This window comes from Myxococcus llanfairpwllgwyngyllgogerychwyrndrobwllllantysiliogogogochensis (genome assembly GCF_006636215.1).
GTDB classification, from domain to species: domain Bacteria; phylum Myxococcota; class Myxococcia; order Myxococcales; family Myxococcaceae; genus Myxococcus; species Myxococcus llanfairpwllgwyngyllgogerychwyrndrobwllllantysiliogogogochensis.
This window is the reverse complement of record NZ_VIFM01000065.1, coordinates 17,208-37,421: the sequence shown is the minus strand read 5'-3', so window position 1 is coordinate 37,421 and position 20,214 is coordinate 17,208. Positions and strand designations below refer to the sequence as shown.

Here is a 20,214-nt window from a genome sequence, read left to right as displayed (position 1 = left end):
AGGGGCCTCAGTGCGGTGCCGAGAAGCGCCCGGTCTCCAGCGACGCCGCGCCCGGGCGCGTCTTGCGGAACACGTAGTAGTCGGCGGGCCGGGCCCAGTGGGAGCCGCCCGCGTCGTCGAGCGCGGCGGGGCCCCGGGGCGGTAGCTTTGGGACCAGGTACGCGGCGAGCTCCTGGTCGCTGAAGGTGTACTTCCCCCGCAGCTCCTTCACCACTGCGACCAGCTCCAGATTCTCCTCGGCCGCGGCCTCCGCCGCGTCGCCGTGGTGGTCGTTCGTCACCAGCAGCCCGCCGACCTTCAGGTACTTGCCGCAGGCGCGGGAGATTCCTCCGGCATACAGCGCCAGGAGCAGGTCGAAGCTCTCCTCGAGCGCGGGGATGGGCTGCAGGTAGTCCTGCGAGACGAAGCGCACGTGGGCCTTCTGGGCGTACTGCTGCCGGGAGGAGATCTTCCGCAGCACGCCGTCCTTGTTGGCGAAGAACCCCTGCGCCAAATCGTTCCGGTCCACGTAGACGACGTGCTGGAAGAAGAACGACGGGGTGATGTGCACGAAGCACCCCGGGTACAGCACGGTGTCCACGGCCACGAACCGCTCGCGGAGCAGCTCGAAGAGGCCCGCGCGCTCGAGCTGATGATCAACCACGAAGCCCTGGTAGATCTCCTCGACTCTCTCCATTTCCTGGATTTGAGCCGGTTTCTGGGCTGCCGTAAATCTTTGGGCCCTCTCGGGAAAGGAGAGGCGCTGTAGCGCGGAAAGTCACAGTCCGAGTGACGGTTGTTGCCTCAAGAGACACATCCCTCTGGTGTGTGTGGGCTTCTCTCGGGGTGCTGGTCCTGGCCTGCGGGGTGCACGTGGAGGGGTCGCCGTAAATCCCCTGGAGGCGACATCCATGAAGAAGTGGTCCCCGAAGAAGGCCCTGGGCCTGAAGTGGGCTGGGTCCGGTGTGCTCGCAATCGCATTGTGCATGACGGGTTGTGGTGGTGAGGCGCTGGAGAGCCCGGCTCCCCTGGAGGAGCGGCCCCAGGCGGCGGTGGCCGAGCCGACGCCCACCAACAAGCCCGCGCCCATCATCCAGTCGCTCGACGTGGTGGCGCAGGACGACGTCCTGGGCACCGCGACCCGCAGCCTGGTCCGAGTGCGGCTCGCCCAGAGTCAGCAGGGCCTCTTCACGGAGGTCCCCGTGGTGTCCGACACGGGCAAGCCCGTGGTGCTGAGAGATCAAGGCACGGAGGGTGACGAGCAGGCCGGAGACGGTGTGTTCTCCGGCTTCGCCGAGGTCGACCTCGAGCTGCACCGCAAGACGCAGGACCGCATCACCGCGGCGCAGAACCGGCAGCCCAACGAGCCGCTGACGTTCGCCGTCTTCAACAACCGCGAGCTGGTGGAGGAGCGCCGGGTGGTGGCGCTGTCGTCGGACGTCTTCCGTCCGCGCGTGCCCATCCCGGTGACGCCCGTGGGCCTGCTCGCCGACGTCAGGCCGGCCAAATCCCTCATCATCACCCATCCGAACGTCATCAACGACCCGACGCGGACGTATGACCCGTGCTCGAACTCTGGCAACCCGAACGGGGTGTGGACGTTCAACCACCTGATGACGGAGATGGCTAGCACGTTCGTGACGCCGTCGGCCCTCACCGAGCAGTGGTTGCTGCAGTGGAACGCGAACCAGACGCTCAACGGGTGGACCGTCCCGGCGCGCACGCAGGTGGTGCCGCGCATCCTGAACCCGTGGCCGAAGATCGCCGGCACGCTCGACATGACGAAGTCGGCGTTCAAGCTGGTGGCCATCTTCAACCGGTTGGACCTGGGCAAGGGCAACGGCCCGGTGGGCTACGGCGGCTCCAGCGGTGGCGGTGAGCTGCGCTTCGTCTTCGCCGCGGTGGACAAGAGCGCGGGCTGCGTCATCCGGCCGCTGCTGGTCATCTTCGAGTACGGCGTGCCCATCTCCGGCTGCCTCAACGTGAAGAGCTGGGCGCAGCAGTGGATGCAGCTGTCGAACCCGCTGATGGTGCTGGGCAGCCCGGCCTACAACGCGGCGCTGCAGGCGCTCACGGAGCAGGTCGTCGTCGCCGGCGCGGCGCCCACCAAGCCCAACGGCAACGCCATCAACCAGATTCGCACCAACGACTTCATGCTCGCCTCGCCCTGGGAGCTGCGGGAGTTCCACCTGTTCGACACGGGCGCGACGCCGAACTTCCTGTCGGAGACCACGGTGGCGTTGACGCCGGGAGACGCGCGCAACAACACCACCATCTTCCGCGACTTCGTGAACACCAACCAGGCGGCCATCCTCGCCAACACCTACGGCGTGCCGGCCACCTTCGCGAGCGTGAACTTCCTGGGCGCCAACCCGCGCGTCCCAACGCCGTCCAGCACGTTCTGGCGGGCCACCGGCATCGTGAACAACACCGCGCGGCACAAGTTCTCGTTCAACACGTGCAACGGCTGTCACGCGCGTGAGACGAACACGCCCTTCACGCACATTGGCGAGACGGGCGCGCTGTCGGCCTTCCTCTCCACGGGCATGGTGAACCCGCTCACGCCCTTCAACGTGGCGGACCCGGTGGACGGCACGGTGCGCAGCTTCTTCGAGATTCGGGACCGCGCGCAGCACCTGGACTCCACCGCGAACCAGTCCTGCCTCACCCGCGCGTTCGACGTGCGCAACCTCGCGGTGCACTGATGTGAAACGCCGGTCCGGGGGGAATCTCCCCGGGCTTGCACAAATTCCGCACGAACATTCCTCATGAAGCGCACAGGCTGGCCATCCGGGTTGCACACCGGGGGGCCAGTCTGGGCCCATGAACATCCCTGTTTCCGCGCCGCGTCCGCAGCGGACGTCCGACGGCCCCATCCGCCGGGCCTTCCGGTGGCTCGTCGCCCACCACGTCTTCGGCAGTCTCTTCATCGTCATCTTCGCCACTGCGGTGATCGCCGGCCAGGTGGCGGACCGGGCGGACTTCGCCAACTCGGAGCTGGCGGCGGGCGTGGAGGACCGGTGGGGTGCTCCCGTCGTCCAACCCGCGCCCTCGCTGCGCTTCGTGCACAGCGGCACCATCTTCACCGAGCTGAAGCCGCTGGCCTTCGACCGTCAGCACGTGGAGGTGCTGGCGAAGATGAACTACCGCAAGCGCGGCCTGCGCTACTTCTCCGGCTTCGACTTCAACCTGGGCGCGGAGTACGCGGTGGTCAACCGCGAGGGCCACGACATCGACGTGGCGTTCATCTTCCCCATGGAGATGGACAAGTCGCAGGTGCTGCTGTCTGAGCTCCAGTTCCTCGTGGATGGCCAGGAGGCCAGCCTGGACCTGGGTGATTCCGGCAACCGGCTGGTGTGGACGGGACGCATCGCGAAGGGCGCCACGGCCCGCTTCGTCATCCGCTACCGTGCCCGAGGGCTCGACTCCTTCATCTACAAGTTGGACCCGGCGCTCTCCGCGCGCGACGTCCGCCTGCACTTCGCCGTGGAGGGGGGCGACAACTACGACTATCCGGGAGGCGTGCTGTCCGCCTCGTCCGTGCAGACGGGCAGCGACACCGTGACGCTGGACTGGGCCTTCCAGTCGCTGGAGTCCGGCGTCAACCTGGGCGTCATCCTGCCCTCGGAGAAGACGTTCGACTCCATGGTGTCCCGCATGGCGAGCCGCGCGTGGGTGCCGTTCCTCGCCCTGGTGGCGCTGCTCGCGGCGCTGGGCATGCGGCACAAGCGACAGCTCGCGCTGCATGAGGCGTATCTGCTGGCCGCCGTGTACGGCTTCTTCTTCGTGCTCCTCGCGTACCTGGCCGCCTTCATGAACTTCTATGGAGCCTACGTCCTCAGCGCGCTGGGACTGGGCGCGGCGGTGGTGGCCTATGCCCGCTGGCTGTTCCCCAAGGAGCGCATGGCGGTGCTCGCGGGCCTCTGGGCGGCCACGCTGCTGGTGCCCACCGGCGCCGTCATCCTGGAGGGCTACACCGGCCTCATCTACACGCTGGAGATTCTCGCCGGCCTGCTCGGACTGATGGTCCTCTCCACCCGCTCCAGCGTGCGGGCCTTCCTCTCCGACTTGTCCCAGCCCGGCGCCGCCCCTCGCGAGGCCGCCGCCACCCCTGTCACCCCGGAAGCGAGCTGAGCCCACCATGCGGACCCTTTCTCTCCTCGTCGGATTCATGCTGCTCGCCCCGGAGGCCCTGGCCACGGGCGCCACCGCGGCCTCGACTTCTCCCTCGGGCACCGCCACCGTGCCGTTGGAGCAGCTCATTCCCCTCTACACGCAGCGCCAGGCGGATGTGCCCGCGCCTCCCACCGAGGCCCTGGTGAAGAGTGAGCTCAAGGGCCGGCTGTCGACGGATGCCCTCCAGGTGGAAGCGACCTTCCAGGTGGAGGTGCTCGCGGACGGACGTTGGACGCAGGTGCGCCTGCTCCAGCTCGACGCGGACACGTACCCCACCGCGCTGCCCACGCTGGAGGACGCCACGGTGGGAGTCGTGGACGGCTTTCTGTGCCTGCTCACGCGCAAGGCGGGGCGTCACGCCTTCGAGGTGGGCCTCACGGTGCGCTCGTCGGGCACGGGGCCTGAGCGTCGCGCGCAGCTTCGGTTCGGACCGCAGGCCTCTCCGGTGCCGCTCGAACTGGAGGCCGACACGTCCGTCTTCACGCTGATGGAGCCGCTGCCGACCTCGGGGGAGGGCTACGCCGTCTATCCCGTGCAGGGCGTGCTGCGGGTGGGGTGGCGAGCGGCCTCTCTGGTGTCGCAGTCGATGAAGCCGCAGGTGCGCCCGCCGATGGAGCCTCGCATCGCCGAGGCCACCGCGACGTGGGTGTCCACCCTGGAGGGGCGTGCCTCGCTGCGCGTCAGCTACACGCTGAGCCTGGACCGCGAGCAGCCGCTGGAGTTGACGGTGCCGGAAGGGCACAAGTTGGAGCGTGTCACCCTAAACGCGGTGCCCGTGCCGGTGGAGGAGGCAACGGACGGCGTGCTGAAGCTGAAGGTCGCTCCGGCGCGGCTGGGTGAGACGGGCGGCGCGCTGGAAGTGGTGCTGGCGCGGGAGCTGGGCGTCTTCCACCTGTCCGGTCGGCTGAAGCTGGCGCTGCCCCGCGTCTCGTGGCCGGTGGCGGAGCTGCGGGCCCGCGCGCACTTCCCCGCGGTGTTCAACTACCGCCGCGAGGGTGGAAGCCTGGAGCAGGTGGATGAGGCCGCCGCCGTGGCGGAGAGCGCGCCGCTTCCGGGCAAGGTGCTGCACTTCCGTCAGTACCTGGTGGCCGCGTCCTCGCCCACGCTCGAGCTGGGCTACTCGGTGGACATCTCCAACAGCTACTTCCGCTGAAGCTCCAGGAGCACGTTCAACTGGGCCCTCAACGCGTTGGCCTCGTCGTGTCTGCCGAGGCTGACGTAGAGGGCCACCGCGTCCCGCCGTTCTTGAACCTCGCGTTCGATGACGGCGTTCACGGCTTCGGGCGTCAGGGCCAGGCGGGCCACTTCACCACTCCCCAGGCCACCGGCACTCCCCGCGAAGGCGCCATCCACGGCCGCTGGAGCGCCGCTCACATCGGGAGCTTCCGCGTTGTCGAGGGCCGCCAGCACTTCACGAAGCACCGCCGAGGCAGGTGCGTTCCGAGCACGAAGCGCCTCTTTCATCGCGGCGCGAAGCATCGCCTTCCATTCATCCACGGTTTTCATGGGCCTGCCCAACCTAGCGACGAACCAGGGGCGCCGCCACGGCGAAGGCCGCGCCCGACTCCGCGGGGCGGGCCGGGAGCAGCTCCAGTCCCGCGCCGAACGCTCGCAGCATCGACTGGGAGATGGTGAGGCCCAGACCCGTGCCGCCGCGCTCACGCGCCGTGGTGAAGAAGGCGTCGAAGATGAGCGCCCGGTTCGCCTCGGAGATGCCTCGGCCGGTGTCTCGCACGACGACGCGAACGGACCCCTCGGTGTTCGTCTCCACGGACAGAGACACCTGGACGTCCTCGCCCCCGTGCTGCCTCGCGTTGGTGACGAGCTGCCAGAGCACGTCATCCATCACCTCGGCGGGCAGGCTCACGGTGAGCCCCTCCGGCACGGGCCCCACGTCGACGCGCGCGAGTCCCTCCGCGGCTGCCCGGGTGGAGAGCGCCGTCAGCAAGGGCGCCAACTCCACCTGCGCGGGGCGGGCAGTCATCGAGTCCGCGCGGGCCAGCTCCATCAGCCGTTGCACGAGTCGGGTGAGGCGCTTCGCATCGGCGTCGATGTTGGAGAGGAAGCGCGCGCGCTGCTCTGGCGTCATCACCTCGGCGCTGTCGCGCAGCAGCTCCACCGCGCCCTGGATGGAGGCCAGCGGCGTCTTGAACTCGTGCGACACGTTGGCGGCGAAGGAGCGGATGTACTGGTTCCTGTCGCGCAGGGCGGTGGCCATGCCGGCCAGGGATTCGGACAGCTCGGCCAGCTCCGCGACGACGGGGCGGGCCACGGGCTCGAAGCCCTCGGGCGCGCTCGCGGCGATGGCGCGCGTCTGCCTCACCAGCGCACGCACGGGACGGCCCAGCAGCGCGGCGGCGGCGAGCGACATCAGCGCCACCGCGCCCAGCAGCACCAGCCCCGTGGCCGTCAGGTTCCAGCGGTCCGCATACGTGGCCTTGGCGAACGTCATGGGCGTGCGCGCCAGCACCACCGCACCCCAGACGCGCTCACCGTGGAGGACGGGCAGGGCCACGAAGACGCGGATGCCGGTGTCTCGACTGAGGGAGGCGAGGGGGGTGTCCTCGGGCTCTGCGTGGCGGCGACGCAGCACGCTGGTGGGGACGCCGTGAAGCGCCTCCTGCACTTCGAGCCGGTCACCCAGCGTCGCGCCAATCAACTCGGCGCTGCTGCTGGACACCACCACGCCCCTGACGTCGACGACGCGGATGCCCGCGAGCGTGGCCGCCCTCACGTTCTCCAACAGGGGACGCAGTCGCTGGCCCACGTCCTGGGCCAGGGGTTCTCCTGGCACGCGCGAAAGGGGTGGGCGGTCGTCCGGCGGTAAGGGCTCGTCCGAGGCCCGGAGGGAAGGGAGGACGGGCCGCAGTTGGTCGTCGCTCGGAATGGGGAAGGGCCACTTCGCGGTGCGAGGCTTTCCGTAGTCGAGCGTCCCCACCTGCTCGGCCAGCATGGACCGGTAGACCTCGGCGACCACGGCGCCCTGCGTGAGCAGCTCCGTCTCCGTCTGTCGGATGAGCTGGTTGTCGTAGACGCGCACGAAGGACAGTCCGCCCAGCGTGAGCACGAAGCCCGCCAGCCCCACCGAGGCGAAGACCATCCACAGCCGGGGCCTGGCGCGGGGCCTAGGGGATGGCGAGCCGATAGCCAAGGCCATGCACCGTCTCGATGACTTCTCCGCCGACTCCGGCGAACTTCTGGCGCACCCGGCGCACGTGGCTGTCGATGGTGCGGTCACTCACCACGCCGTCGTCATAGACGCGGGTCATCACCTCGTCGCGGGTGAACACCTTGCCGGGCACGCGCAGCAGCGCCGCGAGCAGGTGGAACTCCGTCACGGTGAGCACCACCTCCTGCTCGCCCCACCAGGCGCGAAAGCGCTCCTCGTCCAGCTTCAAGGGCCCCCGCGAGAGCGGCTGGGGCGCCGCCGAGGTGGCGGCGGCTTCAGGAGCGGGCCGGGCGCGGCGCAGCACCGCCTTCACGCGCGCCACCAGCTCGCGCGGACTGAAGGGCTTGGTGAGGTAGTCGTCGCCGCCCAGCTCCAGGCCGAGGATGCGGTCCACCTCGTCGTCGCGCGAGGAGAGGAAGACGATGGGCAACTCGTGCGCGCGGCGGACCTCGCGGCACACCGCCAGCCCGTCCATCTCCGGCATCATGATGTCCAGGACGATGAGCGCGGGGGGAGCACGCTGGACCTGCGCCACCGCCGCCCGTCCGTCCGCGGCCTCCTCCACCCGGAAGCCTCCTTGCTCCAACGCGAAGCGGACGATGTCCCGCAGGTGCGGATCATCATCGACGACGAGGATGGTGGGACGCTCGGCCAAGGGACACTCGGAAAATGGGAGGGCGAGACTCGGAGTGTAGCTCCGCCACCCCTCCTCAGGGACTTGCCGTCACAGTCGTATTTTTTGTCGTCACGGAACGCAACTGCCGGATGGGTCGGTCGATAACCCCGGCATGACCGTTGTCGGTTCCCCCCGCCCGCTGACTCGTCTGCTCGTCAATTCATCCACCGCTGGCGTGGGGACCCGTCCCTCTCAAGACGTGTCGTCGCCCCAGGCGCGGAACGTCGCCGCCCTGGGCCTCAAGGATACGTTCGAGCAGGCGCCCGCCGCGAAGCAGGGCCCGGCCAGGACGGAGGCGCCCACCCCGCCGGCGCCGTCGGAGGGCAATGACCCCTTCGAGGGGCTCCGGGACGCCGCGCTGCTTCGCGCCATCAAGGAGTCGTCCTCCGGCAAGCACGTGAAGAGCTACACCGAGGCGCGCAAGGTCATCTTCGGCGAACTCGATGTGGTGAACGGCAAGGTGGCGTGCGTGTACACCGGCCGGGAAATCGAGGGCGGCAAGCTGCCCAAGAACTCCGACATGAACGTGGAGCACACCTGGCCCCAGTCGAAGGGCGCCACGGGCGTCGCGAAGAGCGACCTGCACCACCTGTTCCCCACCGACAGCAAGGCCAACTCGAAGCGGGGCAACTGGCCTTTCGGCGAGGTGGTCAACGTGAAGTGGAGTGAGAACGGCGCCAAGTTCGGCACCGACGCGCAGGGGCGCACGGTGTTCGAGCCGCCCGACTCGCACAAGGGCAACGTCGCCCGCGCGATGTTCTATTTCTCCTCCACCTACAGCAAGCCCATCCCGGATGCGGAAGAGGCCGTGCTGCGCGAATGGAATGACCTGGACGTCGTGGACACCGCGGAGCACGCGCGCAACCAGCGCGTCGCGGACATCCAGGGCAACGTCAACCAGTTCGTCGAACACGAGGACCTGGTCGACCGCATCAAGGACTTCTGAATTGACGGAAAGGGACGAGCGACCTCGGGGGAGGGGCTCGTCCGGGCCGAGCCGGGGCGTCAGTCCGAGCCCCGGCTCACCCAGTCACCGTGGGCGAAGGGTACGGCGGGTACCCTTCGCGAACCTTGAGTCGCCGCGTCCGCCGCCGCGGGCGCCGGATGGCCACCGCCGCTACGAGCGCGAGCACCACCGGAACGAACACCAACAACGCTTGAGCCGTCACCATCTCCCTCCTCCTGGAACTATGGCGGTGGGGTCTGACGCTCAGTCCCTGCAAAACCTGAAAGAGCCCGGACTCCGGGTGTGGGGCGGGGTGTGACGGAACGGCTCAGGAGCAGGAGAAGTACGGGCCGTACCCGGTGCCCACCGAAGCTCCCGTGGAGTCCGTCACCGTCACCCTGGCCCTCAAGTCGTAGAGGGACGTTCCGGTTTCATCAGGCCCGGGACACGAGAAGTGCCGGGTGGCGCCGCCAGCAGTCGGCCCGGACGTGTAGGTCCTGTTCGTCGCATACAGGAAGTGCTGCTGGGTCCAGGAGTAGGTGAACGGCGGAATGCCGTCCGTGACGGTCGCCGTGCAGGTGACGCCGCTGAAGTCCTGGGAGCAGGCGAGCGAGGCCGACAGGGCCGCATCCTGCGTGGCCAGCGAATCCCCACCTGGGTCCTCGATGTCGGCGGGGCCACCACAGGCCATCAATACCAACCCAGCTCCGAGCATCGTCGCTGCCATGAAGTTCGTCGCCATGCGCGTCTCCTGGAACGTGATTCGGGTGAAGGACCGCGCTTCAACAATATCATCAGTGCAAAGTCTTTAAATCCCGCGAAAGCGTTGCGAATCTTTGTGTGCCGTCGCGGGGCGTCAGGCGGACGGGTGTCTGGACTGTCTCCGCGCCATGACCGCAATGGTTATGAGCAGCGCCCAGGACAGCGCGCTGATGACATAGCCCGCCCAGAGGATGGGCGGTCGCCGGTACTCCAGTCGCAGCGTGCCTTGTCCCAGTCCGAGCAGATGCGGGTAGGCGCGAAAGAGGGGCTGCTCGATGCCCTGCTCATCCACCAGCCGCATGCCGGGAAACCACGCCAGCTTCACCTTGAAGAGTCGCGGGCCTCCTTCGGGAAGCTCCAGGCGATAGGTTCCTCGCCCTTCCTTGTGGAACGAGACGGGCGCGGGCGGCAGATTCACAGAGGGTCCCGCGTGGGCGAGCGCGTCGTGCAACGGCTGCCATTCCGCATCGCCCACGAGCGTCTGTCGCAGGTGGATGCGCGCCTCGCAGGCGGGGCCGATGGGATGGAAATAGGCGTTGTAGAAGAACCGCTCCTCTCGCTCGAAGGGCATCAGCTCGGACGGAGGAAGCACTTCCACGGCGGAGTTGAGGGCGGGGCCGCCCGGGATGTCCTCTCGAGGTTCGACTCGCAGGGTACGGAAGGGCGCGCCATTCACCGAGAACGAGGGCTCGGGCACGAGCCGGAAGCGCGAGGTCCCACCCAGCTCGAGCGTCCGCGTGTAGCAGGCGGCGCGGGCGGTGATGGCCTCCAGCGGAGTGCCCGGCTCCACGGGGCGCGCGGCCAGCACCCGCGCGTCCACCGAGAAGCGGGTGACGTTGAAGTCCGCGAGGAAGTGGTCCAGCACGCACTGCTGGAAGGGGCACGTGAAGCTGCCGAAGTAGAAGTGGTCGAGGATGACGGGCCGCCCCACGAGCGTGGCCATGTACGAGCTGACCAGATGGTTGGCGGTGTTGCTCTCCCAGAAGAGGCCCTTGGGGCCTTTGAACTCCTCGTCCATCGCGCCCAGGTAGCTCTCCACCGCGAAGTCGAAGGCCCGTCGGTACTCCAGGACGAAGTGGCGTCCGAAGCGCTCATCCAGGGTGGGCGCGGCCTCCCGCTCGAAGCGAGTTCCTTGAGCGAGCCTGTCCGGCAGCGTGAGGCCCGAGCGCAGCGGGAAGAGCCAGGTCACGAGCCCCAGGGCCACGAGCGCGGCGCCGCGCACCAGTCGGGTTCTCCACGGGGACTTCGTCGCGGGCAGGGCGTCCAGCACCGCCCCCGCCACGGCGGGGACGAGCACGAGGCCGCAGATGTCGAAACGGTAGTAGTGGAGCGAGGGCAGCCACGCGGCGTCCTCGAAGAGGCGCGCGAAGAGGGAGGGCAGGAGCAGCGTCACGGTGCCGGCCGCGAGCAGGCGCATGCCGCGCGTCCAGCCGAACAGCGCCACGGGCAGGCACGCGAGCGCGACGCTCCAGCCCGTCTGTTCGACCATGACGCGGTTGCTGACCATCAACCCCCGGTAGGCGAGGAAGGGCAGCCAGAAGAACGCGCTCAGTCCCGCGCCGAGCACCAGCGCCCCCATGAGCCGAGGCACCCTGACAATCCGAGGCAGCGACAGGAGCACGAGCACTCCCGCGGCCAGGCCCATGATGAGGTGTGACAGGACCACTCCGGCCAGGAGCAACGCCAGCCTTAGTGGTCGCGGTGTGCCGTACAGCTCGGCAGTCACCGCGAAGAAGAACACCGCGCCGAGGAACTGACTGGTGATGCCCACCCGGAACAGGTCCAGGAAGCAGAGGCCCTGTGCGAAGCCCTCCGCCTTGTGCGTGTAGAAGAGCAGCACCGAGGCGAGGACGAACAGCCAGCGGACTGCTGGCCGCTCGAAGCGGAGCGCCAGGGCGCCCACGCCCGCGAAGTAGCCCGCCACCAGCAGTGACAGGAACAGCTTGAACGTGGTGATGGGCTCCAGTGGAAGCCAGAGCAGCGCCCCCAACAGCAGGTCCTCGAGCGGCGGGTAGAAGAGGTTCTGGACGTAGCCCAGGAAGGCGCTGTCGTTGAACTGGTGGAAGTAGCCTCGGCGCACCGCCATTCCACTGGCGAGATGTCCGGCGACGTCGATGCTGAAGACATCCAGCCGGGTCACGATGAGCACCGCCCCGTAAAGCGCCGCCAGGGCGAGCGCGACGAAGAGGGCAGGGCGCGAGGTGAGTGTTTGCTTCATGGATACCGGGGACGTGGCTTGGACTCAGCTCGTGAGATTGTCTGTCATCTGGCGGGTGGAGGCTTGCCGTAGAACGTGGTGGGGGCGAAGCCATCTCGCCCCGCGGCGAGCATCACCGCGAAGCCCTCGGGACCCGCGCCCACGGAGGTGTTGGGGGACTCCAGGATGTAGCGGCCCGGGGCCGTCTCGCGGAAGCGGACGCCGGTGAGCGTGGGCAGATCGGTGCGCTCGGCGTAGGCGGTGTCGTAGGAGAAGTCGAGCCCCCCGGAGGCTCGGCAAAAGACGCGGCGGGGGGAATACACGGCGCAATACCAGGACCAGGCATAGGGCAGGTCCACCGCGTGCGCGGCGTCCTGGAGGACCTGGCGTGGTGCGGTGGGTGGCAGGGGGATGAAGAAGAACTGGAGGTTTGTCTGGGCCCAGTCGGTGATGGGGGCAGCCATCTCCAGCTCGACGGTGGTGACGGCCTCGTCCCGGCGCAATGTCACAGCTTTGAAACGGTGGGCGCGCGCGTTGAGCGAAGGGTAGAGCACGGGCTCCGTGGTGCGAGTCGCGGCGAGTCTCATGTCGCCCGGGCCCACGGAGGGGACGGTGAGGTGGTCCACGAAGCCCACGTAGTCGCGGGCGGTGGCGAGGGTGACGGAGAGGGCGTCAGGAACGGGAACACCCTTGAGGGCGTAGTAGCGCTCCAGGGGCACCTCCACGTGGACCCGGGCGCCATCCACCTGCACGAGCACCTCCGCGTCGGGGCCCACAGCGTCCGCGCGGACCGTGTCGCGCACGTAGACCTGGGGCGTATAGCCCTGCGTGCGCGGCGCCATCAGGCCCACGCGCACGTCCAGTCGATGGGGCAGCTCCAGCGCGGTGCGCACCGGGTAGCCCAGGTCCGCGGCGTACTGCGGGTCCGCCGTCAGCGAATACGTCGTCGGGGCGCCGTCGGTGGGCTCGCCCAGGAACAGGTAGAGGTTCTGGTCCGCGGGGTTGCGAAAGCCACCCTGGAGCGTCGCATCCACCACCAGGTGCGTGGTGGTGCGCGTCGCGGACAGAGCGGTGAGCACCAGCTCGCGCGCGCCCGTGAGTTCGAGCCGATTGACTTGCTGATGCTCGACGAGGCGGGTGCAGTGGGACTCGACGTCCCCGGTGGGTAGCGCGCAATCCAGCGCATACGGCGGGGGCTTCGAGGTACAGCCGAGCACGGCGGCCCACAACAGCAGCCGTGCCCGGAGGTGTCGCGGCGAAGCCAGACGGACTACCACTTCTCGATGGAAGTGATGGTCAGCGCGAACGGAGTGCCGATGAACGTGCCGTTCGACGTGCAGGGGCGGTTGGTGATGTCCAGGAGGTTGGCGGAGTAGTAGCCGTAGGTGGAGCCGTTGCCCTTCTCGTAGAACTCGGTGCCGTTCGGCAGGACGACCTTCCAGACGTAGTCGAAGTGCTCGTACCACTTGGGGGTGGTGCGGTTGGAGATGGTGTTCCGGACCGTCACGGTCCACGTCCACGGGGCGGACGCGGGGGCGGCGACCGTCTGCGTGTTGTCCCACTCGATGGCGACGCCGTTGTCGAGCCCGCCCCAGCCGTGGATGAGATACACGGACGTGCCCCAGGGCAGCGTGTAGTTCCGGTACGACATCCGGATCTCCGCCTCATAGGAGCTGGCGTAGACACAGGAGTGGAGCACCGCGCGGCCGTCGGCCCACTGCTCGATGGCGACGGCGGACGTGGAGGCGAAGAACAGGGCGAGGGCGAGGACGTTTCGGACAGCCGAGGTCATGGAGAGAGACTCCCAGGTGGACGGTTCGGCCGATGTCTCTAGCACGAGGGTGGGTGCCGGCGCACTCCCTGTGTGTATGTCCACGGACAGGAATCCCGTGGTTTGCCGGGCGCGTGAAACACCGGGAGGTGATGGCTCGGGCACTCCGGGGCCTCTGGAATGACCCGCTCGGTGCCTAGGGAATGCAGCTTTCTGAGTCACCCGAAGGGCGCAAACCCTTCGCGAAGGTGTCGGACCTGCCCCAGTTGGATGTATGGATTGTCTTGTATTTGATGGGCCCCGAAGTCCTCGCGCCACATCAGCGAATCTTCGCTTTCGCGCGAGAGGGGAACAGTCATGCACCTTTTGAAGCGTCTTCCCGTCGTCGGGTTGTTGCTGGCGCTCGTCGCTGGCTGTGGTGAGGAGTTGCCCTCGGGCTCGGGGGCGGTACAGATGGTCATCGGGACGCAGGAGTTCGCGGCGAGCGAGTCCAGCGTCACTCGCATCCAGGTGGTCATCTCCGGCCTGGGCATTTCCGACATCCAGCAGGACCTGGTGAAGACGGGCAGCACCTGGGGCGGCACCATCGCTGGCATCCCCGCTGGGACGAATCGGGTCGTCGTGGTCTCCGCCTACGCCTCGAACAACTCGCTCCAGTACCAGGGGCAGGCGACGGAGGTCACCATCGTGGAAGGCGAGACGGCGCTCGTGGCCGTCACGCTCCATGACATGACGTTGGGGCACTACACGGACAACGATGCGCCCATCATCGACTCGGTGACGGTGTCGGGCACGACGGTGGAGGCCGGTGGGCAGCTCACCCTGGGCGCGACGGCGCATGACCCGGTGCCCAACGACCTGGTGTCGTATTCCTGGAGCGCTTCCGCGGGAACGCTGAGCAGCGCGACCATCGCGAACCCCACGTGGACGGCGCCCTCGTCCGCGCAGACCGTCACGCTGACGCTGACGGTGAGAGATCAGCGCAACGGCATCAGCCGGGCGCGAGTGACAGTGGAGGTCACGGAGGAGCTGGAGGTGGGCGGCAGCGCCACCATCCAGGTGAGCTTCAACACGCCGCCGCTCATCCTCTTGGTGACCGCGAGCGAGGGCAGGGTGGTGCTGGGCCAGAGCACGGCGGTGAGCGCCAACGTCCATGACCCGGACCTGGGGACGGTGCTGTATCAGTGGACGTCGTCCTGCGCGGGGACCTTCTCTTCGCCCACGGGCCAGTCGTCGAACTTCACGCCGTCGGCGGTCCCCACGGGCGCTTGCAACAACTGTAGCGTCACGATGACGGCGCGAGACCTCAAGGGTGGCGTTCGCTCGGGTTCGTACCACCTGTGCGTGGTGTCCACTCCCGCGCCGTAGTCGAGCGCGAAGGGGGATTCGCCGTGGGGCCGGGTGCGGTGTCCTCGTGGATGAGGAACGCCATGCTCGGCCCGTCGTTTCAATCCAAGGACCTCTCGCTGACGAACGTGTCCCCGCGCGCGAGTGTCTGGCTATTCGCCCTGGGCGAGATGCCGCGCGAGATGGCGAACTCCAGCAGCGCGTCGAACAATTCGCACGGTGCGGCCGGAGTGGTCTGCCTTGAGCGCTTGTCTATGATGGTCTCGGCACGGCTCATGGACGATGCCGTGGCGTTGACCGGGCCGGGCCCTACTGGAAGTCGACCGGCGGCGCTCCCTGCGTCAGCCTCTTGGCGACCGCCGCCGCGCTGTCACGCATGTACTTGAGCCGATCATTGAAGTCTCCGTCGCCACCGCTGCCCGCGCGCTCGGTGTGGAGCAGCTCTCCGCTCTCGTTGATGTAGTGCACATAGAAGAGCGCGGTGCCGTCGGCGGTGAAGCGATCCGTATCCACGCTCGCGAACGGCGTCCCGTCCTCGGTCCGGAGCTCCCGTTGGATGGGGGAGCGATAGAGGGTCGCGACCGGGATGATGATGCCCTTGGCGCCGGCCTCCTTCACGTACCGGGCAAGGTCCTGCTTCATCCTCGGCGGGACGGTGAACTTGTCGGTGGCGATGTTTGGGAGGGCCTCGCACCACTCGCTGTCCCCCTTCAAGCGCTTCACCTTCGCGGTGGAGACGTCCTGGCCGTAGGCGCTCCAGAGCGCCGGTGCGACGTAGTCCTCGATGTTTTGGATGACCTTGTCGTTGTTGTCCGCCGACTCGGCACACGCGAGCAGCGGTGTGAGCGCGTAGGGTTTGTCCAGCGCGCTCCATTTCCCTCCGGTGAAGTAGGTCGGGTTGGAGGTCGCGAGGCCAGGGACACAGCCGGAGATCGCGACGAGCAAGAGAGCGGAAAGGAGGGGAGCACGGTGAGCGGGCATGGAGATTCCTCGAGCGGGTAGGATTGGTACGTCCCGTACCTCTCCAACGTTCCATGCTTCGTTCTGTCGCACCGGTTCACATCACAACCGATGCATGCGACGCCCGACGCTCAGCGGATGACCGTCGTGATCCGCTCAGACCCCGTGCGCGACACCCGCCGTGTCTCTCGTCCGTTGAAGTCCACGGACTCGCCTTCACCCACCAGGGCGCGGATGGTGATGCGTGACAGGCATTGGCTGTCGTCCACGGCGTGCGTCACCACGTAGCGCGGCACGTTGGAGGCCGCCTCACCCAGCCGCAGCCGCATCTCCCGAATCGAGTCGATGTAGCCAGCCAGCGGCTCCATGCGCGCCAGCGCCCGGCGCAGCACCTTGTCGGCCCGCTTGCTCATCACTCGGTCCCAGACGAGGTAGCCCGCGCCCAACGTCGCCGAGCTGGTGAAGAAGATGACGAAGTTCAGCACGCCCCCGAGGTAGCGGTTGCGCGTGAAGCCCTGCTCACCCGTTGCCTCCGTGAGGATGTCCTTCAGCGTCTCCACCGCCGCCTGGTTCGCCATCGCCGCCCACTCCCTGGCGTCCTTCGGACTGCCCAGCAGCAGCCGGCAGACCCCCAGGTGCAGGGAGATCAACGAGACGCGCGCGGTGTCCCGCTCGGCGCCCAGCGCCTCCGTGAAGCAGTGACTCGCGGACTTGAGCAACTCGAGCTGCGCCTCGCGGGTGCACTCGGGCCGCGTCGCTGTCTCCAGGTGGAGCCGGCCTTGGTGAAAAGCCCCCTCCCTCAGCAGATGCGGTTCCCGATGCAGATGGCCCAAGAGGACCAACTGCTCCCCCTCCGTCCCCAGCAGCGCCTCCAGCAGCGCCACCGAACCTTCATCCTGGAACTTGCCGCCCACCTGCCGGGGCGTCGCCTGGATGAGGTCATTCCACGTCGCCATTTGCGGACTCCCGTGTGCTGCCGCGCCTCATGGATCCGTCGAACCCCCTGAGGAACAAGTCTGCCACAGCCACGCGGTTTCACGAGCGGGGGGCCCCTCTTCCGTCATCCGCCGCGCGCTCTTTCATGCCCAGGAACGAGAGCGCTTTCAGGCTCGGCAGAAAAAAGTACCCGCCTCCCCGGGTAGTCACGAATTTTCGCAGAGATGTCGCGCATTGCCGGACTGGCTCCGTGGGGATGACCAGGCGTCCGCCGCCGTCTCCGGCGAGTGGGTCCTCAACGCCCTCAATGCCTCCGAGCTGTTCGAAGTGCACCCAGCTTCGCTGGACAAGTTCGAACTGACGGCCCACGTGCGCGTTGAGGGCGATGAACAGGAGTCCTTTGCCCTCCGGGTCCTCGTAGTTGAATCCGCGCCGCAGGAGTCGATGGCGCCGCGTGACGTCGCTCGACACGTGAGGCGAGGGAGGCAGTGCGTCCCGAGGGTTGCATCGCCGCGTGTGAGCGGTGATGGGGCAGCCGTACCCGTGGGGATCATCCCGCGCATAGAGGAAGTCGTTGTCGGGCTGGGGCCGTCCAGTGCCGCTCGCGCGCGCGGGTGTGCCGTCCTTCTGGAACAGGAAGGGAAGCAGTCTGCGCAGCAAGCGATGTCGTCGCGGCGCGGCGAGAGGAGCACCGTCGCGCTTGCGCCCCACCAGCTTCGAGGCCACCCACTCCCGTCGCTCCTCGGGGCTTCCTTCCGGCGCGAGCGAGGCCTGCTCGTCCAGAAAGGACTCGAAGGCCGGCACGTCCTGCTCCAGCTTGCGCAGGACGAGGAAGGTCCCGTTGTGTCCCAGGTCCCTTCGGCCCGGAAGGCCCGGGACGGGAGGCAGTGCGCTTGCGCCAGGCAGGTGCTCCGCGACGTGCGGTGACAGGGGCCATTCGCCGTATTCATTCGCGTGGCCCAGGAGGAACTCCCCGCGCTTCACGGGGCGGTCGTAGTCGCGAGGGTACGCCGTGGATCCATCGAGTCCCTCCAGCCGAGGTTGCGACACGCCATCCAGGAAGCCGAAGTGGTCGCGGAAGTACCCCGGAGGATCTCCCTCGCGAGCGCGTCGCTGGCCTCGCTGGGCGAAGACTTCGCGCAGCCCGTGGCGCTGTGCCCGCTCGCGGTGTTCACGAAGCAGCGGCTCCATGTTGGCGGAGTCCGACGCATAGAGCAGCAGCAGGACATGCAGCGCGCCTTCGTGCCGCGTCCCACCGAGCGTCCAGCGGTCCGGGTCATTCTCCTCCACGTCGCGCAGGTGCTCCCGGGCCCTGAGGGCCATGCCTTCGCGCAGCTCATGGGGAAAGGAGTCGAGGACGTCCTCCTGCACTTCGAGCGCCACGAGCCCCGCATGGGACAGGGCCACGTTGACGCGCGTCTTGTCACGCGTGGAGTCGCTCGGGTGCTCGGTGCGGTCCGCCTGGGTCAGCGTCCCATCGCTCGTCAGCTCACGCAGCCACCTTCGACAGCCGTCAGCGTCGTCGATGCGAAGGAAGAGCAGGGTGAGTTCCCCCATGTGCCGGTAACCATGCAGCAGCACGCCCTGCACATCATGAAGGTCCACCTGCGTCGAAAGCTCAGGCGGGGGCGTGCTCCATGGGGGCGACGTGGGAAGGCTCGGCTCGGAAGTTCTCATGGTGTTTCCTCCGGGGCTCTCGCCGCCCGTGTCGAAGCGAGGCGAGCAGCGCGGACATCGAGTGGATGGCGAGGGCCATGGGGCGCAGCAGCGGACGGCCGGGGTCGCACGCGCCCCTGGACAGGAACGCGGCCAGGGCGCGGCGAGCGCCTCTGTCCCTGACGGGTTGGTCCATGCGCTCGCGCGTGAGCAGTTCACGCAGGCGGAGCGCGTTGTGCAGCAGCAGGACGGAGTGACGTTGGCGTGGAGTCCCGTCGAGCGCGGCGCTGTACCAGACTCGCGTGGGGACCTCGTGCGCGCGCAGCCAGGCCTTGAACGGCTCCACGGGCAGACGTGGCTTGGGCATTGTCGGGTCGATGCCCCGCGACTTCGCGGGGAACCCTTCGGTCCGACTCCAGATGAGCTCCAGGAAGCCACGCACGTCCGCGTGGTCGACGAACGCGTCGATGTACGACTCCCAGGTGTCGTCGTAGTTGCTGAAGAAGATGAGGTGGTGCGGGCCCCGACCGTCCTCGTCGCTGTACACCAGCCAGCGCGCGCAGTGGATGGTCTGCACGTGGTTGAGGCCCACCACGTACCGTCGCAGGCGCAGGTTCACGCTGCGAAGCGCCAGTCTCGCCAGGGCCAGCGCGCCCGGGTCATCGACGATGCGCGCGACATGCACCATGGGGTTCTGCACCATGGCGTCGCTCATGGGAGGGATGGGGGGCGCGGACTCCGAAGCATGCGCCTGCGAGGAGGTCGCGCTCTCGGGCCGGTTCCTCGCGCTCAGCCACATTCGCAGCTTGAGCAGATAGATGCCGGGAAGCGCCCAGGCATAGCGATAGAAGGCGTAGCCCAGCGTGGACACCGCCGCCGATTCGCGCGCGGTGGCCAGGCGCTCCCGCCAGCCCGGGTCATCCAGGTTCGTCGCGGCGGCGCGTGCGACGTCCCTCAGTTCGTGGTGCAGGTCCGGCATGTCCCGGGGGCGTCCCCGCCAGGGCGTCTCCGCGAGCAGTGGTGCCCGCGTGTCCAGGTGCGCGTTCACCGCGCGCAGTGCGTCCACGGAGGCGCGCAGGTCCTCGGGAGATTGGAAGCGGTAGGCGAAGTCCACGTGCCGGGTGACGGCGGGCGCGCGGTGGCCCACGAGGTAGTCCTCCACGGCCTCGGGCTCGGCCAGTCCCGCCTCGGGATAACCCGCGCAGTTCCGGTAGATGGCGTCGAACAGGTGGGCGGCATCGGCGCCGCGCTCGTGGAGCGTCGTCAGCCAGCGGACCAGGGCATGGAGCAACTCGCGGTCCAGCACGTCCGGCTTCGTGGCTCGTGTGTCGAGGACTGCATCCGCGCCGAAGATGAGCCTGGGGTCGGCGGGGCCCATTCCCGAGGTCCGAGGCCCCAGGTCGATGAGGGCCCAACGCGCGAAGTGCAGGCCGGGCACTCCCGCGAAGAGCTCACGCCGCGCGTTGGCGGCCGAGCTCAGCAAGTCATCCAGTGCCTCGCGCTTGCCTTGGAGGACGCGGGTGATGACGGTCGATGTGCCATGGTGCATTCACACCTTCCCCGTTGCGTGGGCTGCTTCCGATGAGGTGACGCTGGCCCGGGCGGGTGGGAACCAGAGTGGGACCAGGGGCTGCGCCCG

18 protein-coding genes are annotated in these 20,214 nt (G+C 68.2%); 5 read left to right on the top strand and 13 right to left on the bottom strand.

What is annotated here, in order from left to right; translation table 11 throughout:
• Positions 1-7: 7 nt before the first annotated feature.
• Entirely contained in the window at positions 8-676 is a 669-nt protein-coding gene (locus FJV41_RS18135; RefSeq protein ID WP_141643761.1) for a hypothetical protein, read from the bottom strand.
• Positions 677-890: 214 nt separating this feature from the next.
• On the opposite strand from FJV41_RS18135, the gene FJV41_RS18130 reads away from it, so the two are divergent.
• The 3 genes from FJV41_RS18130 to FJV41_RS18120 all read left to right on the top strand — a co-directional run bounded on the left by FJV41_RS18130 (position 891) and on the right by FJV41_RS18120 (position 5,308).
• A complete protein-coding gene (locus FJV41_RS18130) occupies positions 891-2,684 on the top strand; it encodes a choice-of-anchor X domain-containing protein (protein ID WP_141643760.1) in 1,794 nt (597 codons plus the stop codon).
• 118 nt (positions 2,685-2,802) lie between these two features.
• Positions 2,803-4,113 carry a hypothetical protein gene (locus tag FJV41_RS18125; protein WP_141643759.1) on the top strand — a complete coding sequence of 437 codons (1,311 nt, stop codon included), beginning with the start codon at positions 2,803-2,805 and terminating at the stop codon, positions 4,111-4,113.
• Between the two features lie 7 nt (positions 4,114-4,120).
• Positions 4,121-5,308, top strand: coding sequence for a hypothetical protein (locus FJV41_RS18120; RefSeq protein ID WP_141643758.1), 1,188 nt, complete (start codon positions 4,121-4,123; stop codon positions 5,306-5,308).
• Here FJV41_RS18120 and FJV41_RS18115 read toward each other — a convergent pair.
• The 3 genes from FJV41_RS18115 to FJV41_RS18105 are packed head-to-tail and all read right to left on the bottom strand — an operon-like array spanning position 5,296 to position 7,979.
• Positions 5,296-5,661, bottom strand: coding sequence for a GatB/YqeY domain-containing protein (locus FJV41_RS18115; protein ID WP_141643757.1), 366 nt, complete (start codon positions 5,659-5,661; stop codon positions 5,296-5,298). The genes FJV41_RS18120 and FJV41_RS18115 overlap by 13 nt on opposite strands.
• Before the next feature lie 13 nt (positions 5,662-5,674).
• Positions 5,675-7,312 (bottom strand): sensor histidine kinase, encoded by a 1,638-nt coding sequence (locus FJV41_RS18110; RefSeq protein WP_141643756.1) that lies wholly within the window; start codon positions 7,310-7,312, stop codon positions 5,675-5,677.
• On the bottom strand, positions 7,281-7,979 hold the full coding sequence (locus tag FJV41_RS18105) for a response regulator transcription factor (protein WP_141643755.1): 699 nt from the start codon (positions 7,977-7,979) through the stop codon (positions 7,281-7,283). The genes FJV41_RS18110 and FJV41_RS18105 overlap by 32 nt, the downstream gene beginning before the upstream one ends.
• A 133-nt stretch (positions 7,980-8,112) precedes the next feature.
• On the opposite strand from FJV41_RS18105, the gene FJV41_RS18100 reads away from it, so the two are divergent.
• Entirely contained in the window at positions 8,113-8,946 is an 834-nt protein-coding gene (locus FJV41_RS18100) for an endonuclease I family protein (protein WP_141643754.1), read from the top strand.
• 76 nt (positions 8,947-9,022) lie between these two features.
• On the opposite strand, the gene FJV41_RS52325 is transcribed toward FJV41_RS18100, so the two are convergent.
• The 5 genes from FJV41_RS52325 to FJV41_RS18080 form a co-directional block, all read right to left on the bottom strand.
• Positions 9,023-9,172, bottom strand: a complete 150-nt coding sequence (locus FJV41_RS52325; RefSeq protein WP_174462411.1) for a hypothetical protein — start codon at positions 9,170-9,172, stop codon at positions 9,023-9,025.
• A 102-nt stretch (positions 9,173-9,274) separates the two neighbouring features.
• Positions 9,275-9,688 (bottom strand): hypothetical protein, encoded by a 414-nt coding sequence (locus tag FJV41_RS18095; protein WP_141643753.1) that lies wholly within the window; start codon positions 9,686-9,688, stop codon positions 9,275-9,277.
• A gap of 114 nt (positions 9,689-9,802) precedes the next feature.
• On the bottom strand, positions 9,803-11,926 hold the full coding sequence (locus FJV41_RS18090; RefSeq protein ID WP_141643752.1) for a hypothetical protein: 2,124 nt from the start codon (positions 11,924-11,926) through the stop codon (positions 9,803-9,805).
• Positions 11,927-11,970: 44 nt separating this feature from the next.
• Positions 11,971-13,182 (bottom strand): hypothetical protein, encoded by a 1,212-nt coding sequence (locus FJV41_RS18085; protein WP_141643751.1) that lies wholly within the window; start codon positions 13,180-13,182, stop codon positions 11,971-11,973.
• A complete protein-coding gene (locus FJV41_RS18080; RefSeq protein ID WP_141643750.1) occupies positions 13,176-13,697 on the bottom strand; it encodes a hypothetical protein in 522 nt (173 codons plus the stop codon). The genes FJV41_RS18085 and FJV41_RS18080 overlap by 7 nt, the downstream gene beginning before the upstream one ends.
• 336 nt (positions 13,698-14,033) lie before the next feature.
• Here FJV41_RS18080 and FJV41_RS18075 point away from each other — a divergent pair, with 336 nt between their 5' ends.
• Positions 14,034-15,044: an Ig-like domain-containing protein gene (locus FJV41_RS18075; RefSeq protein WP_141643749.1), complete on the top strand. Its 1,011-nt coding sequence runs from the start codon at positions 14,034-14,036 to the stop codon at positions 15,042-15,044.
• Positions 15,045-15,332: 288 nt separating this feature from the next.
• Here FJV41_RS18075 and FJV41_RS18070 read toward each other — a convergent pair whose 3' ends face one another.
• From FJV41_RS18070 to FJV41_RS18055, 4 genes are all read right to left on the bottom strand, one after another.
• A complete protein-coding gene (locus FJV41_RS18070; protein ID WP_141643748.1) occupies positions 15,333-16,004 on the bottom strand; it encodes a 2-hydroxyacyl-CoA dehydratase family protein in 672 nt (223 codons plus the stop codon).
• A 110-nt stretch (positions 16,005-16,114) separates the two neighbouring features.
• Positions 16,115-16,939, bottom strand: coding sequence for a hypothetical protein (locus tag FJV41_RS18065; RefSeq protein ID WP_141643747.1), 825 nt, complete (start codon positions 16,937-16,939; stop codon positions 16,115-16,117).
• A gap of 79 nt (positions 16,940-17,018) precedes the next feature.
• The gene (locus tag FJV41_RS18060; protein WP_141643746.1) at positions 17,019-18,596 is read right to left on the bottom strand and encodes a Dyp-type peroxidase; all 1,578 of its coding nucleotides are present in this window, start codon (positions 18,594-18,596) and stop codon (positions 17,019-17,021) included.
• Entirely contained in the window at positions 18,538-20,124 is a 1,587-nt protein-coding gene (locus tag FJV41_RS18055) for a hypothetical protein (protein WP_141643745.1), read from the bottom strand. Before FJV41_RS18055 ends, FJV41_RS18060 begins: the two co-directional genes overlap by 59 nt.
• Between the last annotated feature and the right edge of the window lie 90 nt (positions 20,125-20,214).

Excerpts from the sequence above, each read along its gene's own strand:
- FJV41_RS18135 (WP_141643761.1), bottom strand. The coding sequence starts at position 676 with ATGGAGAGAGTCGAGGAGATCTACCAGGGCTTCGTGGTTGATCATCAG.
- FJV41_RS18130 (WP_141643760.1), top strand. The coding sequence starts at position 891 with ATGAAGAAGTGGTCCCCGAAGAAGGCCCTGGGCCTGAAGTGGGCTGGG.
- FJV41_RS18125 (WP_141643759.1), top strand. The coding sequence starts at position 2,803 with ATGAACATCCCTGTTTCCGCGCCGCGTCCGCAGCGGACGTCCGACGGC.
- FJV41_RS18120 (WP_141643758.1), top strand. The coding sequence starts at position 4,121 with ATGCGGACCCTTTCTCTCCTCGTCGGATTCATGCTGCTCGCCCCGGAG.
- FJV41_RS18115 (WP_141643757.1), bottom strand. The coding sequence starts at position 5,661 with ATGAAAACCGTGGATGAATGGAAGGCGATGCTTCGCGCCGCGATGAAA.
- FJV41_RS18110 (WP_141643756.1), bottom strand. The coding sequence starts at position 7,312 with ATGGCCTTGGCTATCGGCTCGCCATCCCCTAGGCCCCGCGCCAGGCCC.
- FJV41_RS18100 (WP_141643754.1), top strand. The coding sequence starts at position 8,113 with ATGACCGTTGTCGGTTCCCCCCGCCCGCTGACTCGTCTGCTCGTCAAT.
- FJV41_RS52325 (WP_174462411.1), bottom strand. The coding sequence starts at position 9,172 with ATGGTGACGGCTCAAGCGTTGTTGGTGTTCGTTCCGGTGGTGCTCGCG.
- FJV41_RS18095 (WP_141643753.1), bottom strand. The coding sequence starts at position 9,688 with ATGGCGACGAACTTCATGGCAGCGACGATGCTCGGAGCTGGGTTGGTA.
- FJV41_RS18090 (WP_141643752.1), bottom strand. The coding sequence starts at position 11,926 with ATGAAGCAAACACTCACCTCGCGCCCTGCCCTCTTCGTCGCGCTCGCC.
- FJV41_RS18080 (WP_141643750.1), bottom strand. The coding sequence starts at position 13,697 with ATGACCTCGGCTGTCCGAAACGTCCTCGCCCTCGCCCTGTTCTTCGCC.
- FJV41_RS18075 (WP_141643749.1), top strand. The coding sequence starts at position 14,034 with ATGCACCTTTTGAAGCGTCTTCCCGTCGTCGGGTTGTTGCTGGCGCTC.
- FJV41_RS18070 (WP_141643748.1), bottom strand. The coding sequence starts at position 16,004 with ATGCCCGCTCACCGTGCTCCCCTCCTTTCCGCTCTCTTGCTCGTCGCG.
- FJV41_RS18065 (WP_141643747.1), bottom strand. The coding sequence starts at position 16,939 with ATGGCGACGTGGAATGACCTCATCCAGGCGACGCCCCGGCAGGTGGGC.
- FJV41_RS18060 (WP_141643746.1), bottom strand. The coding sequence starts at position 18,596 with ATGAGAACTTCCGAGCCGAGCCTTCCCACGTCGCCCCCATGGAGCACG.
- FJV41_RS18055 (WP_141643745.1), bottom strand. The coding sequence starts at position 20,124 with ATGCACCATGGCACATCGACCGTCATCACCCGCGTCCTCCAAGGCAAG.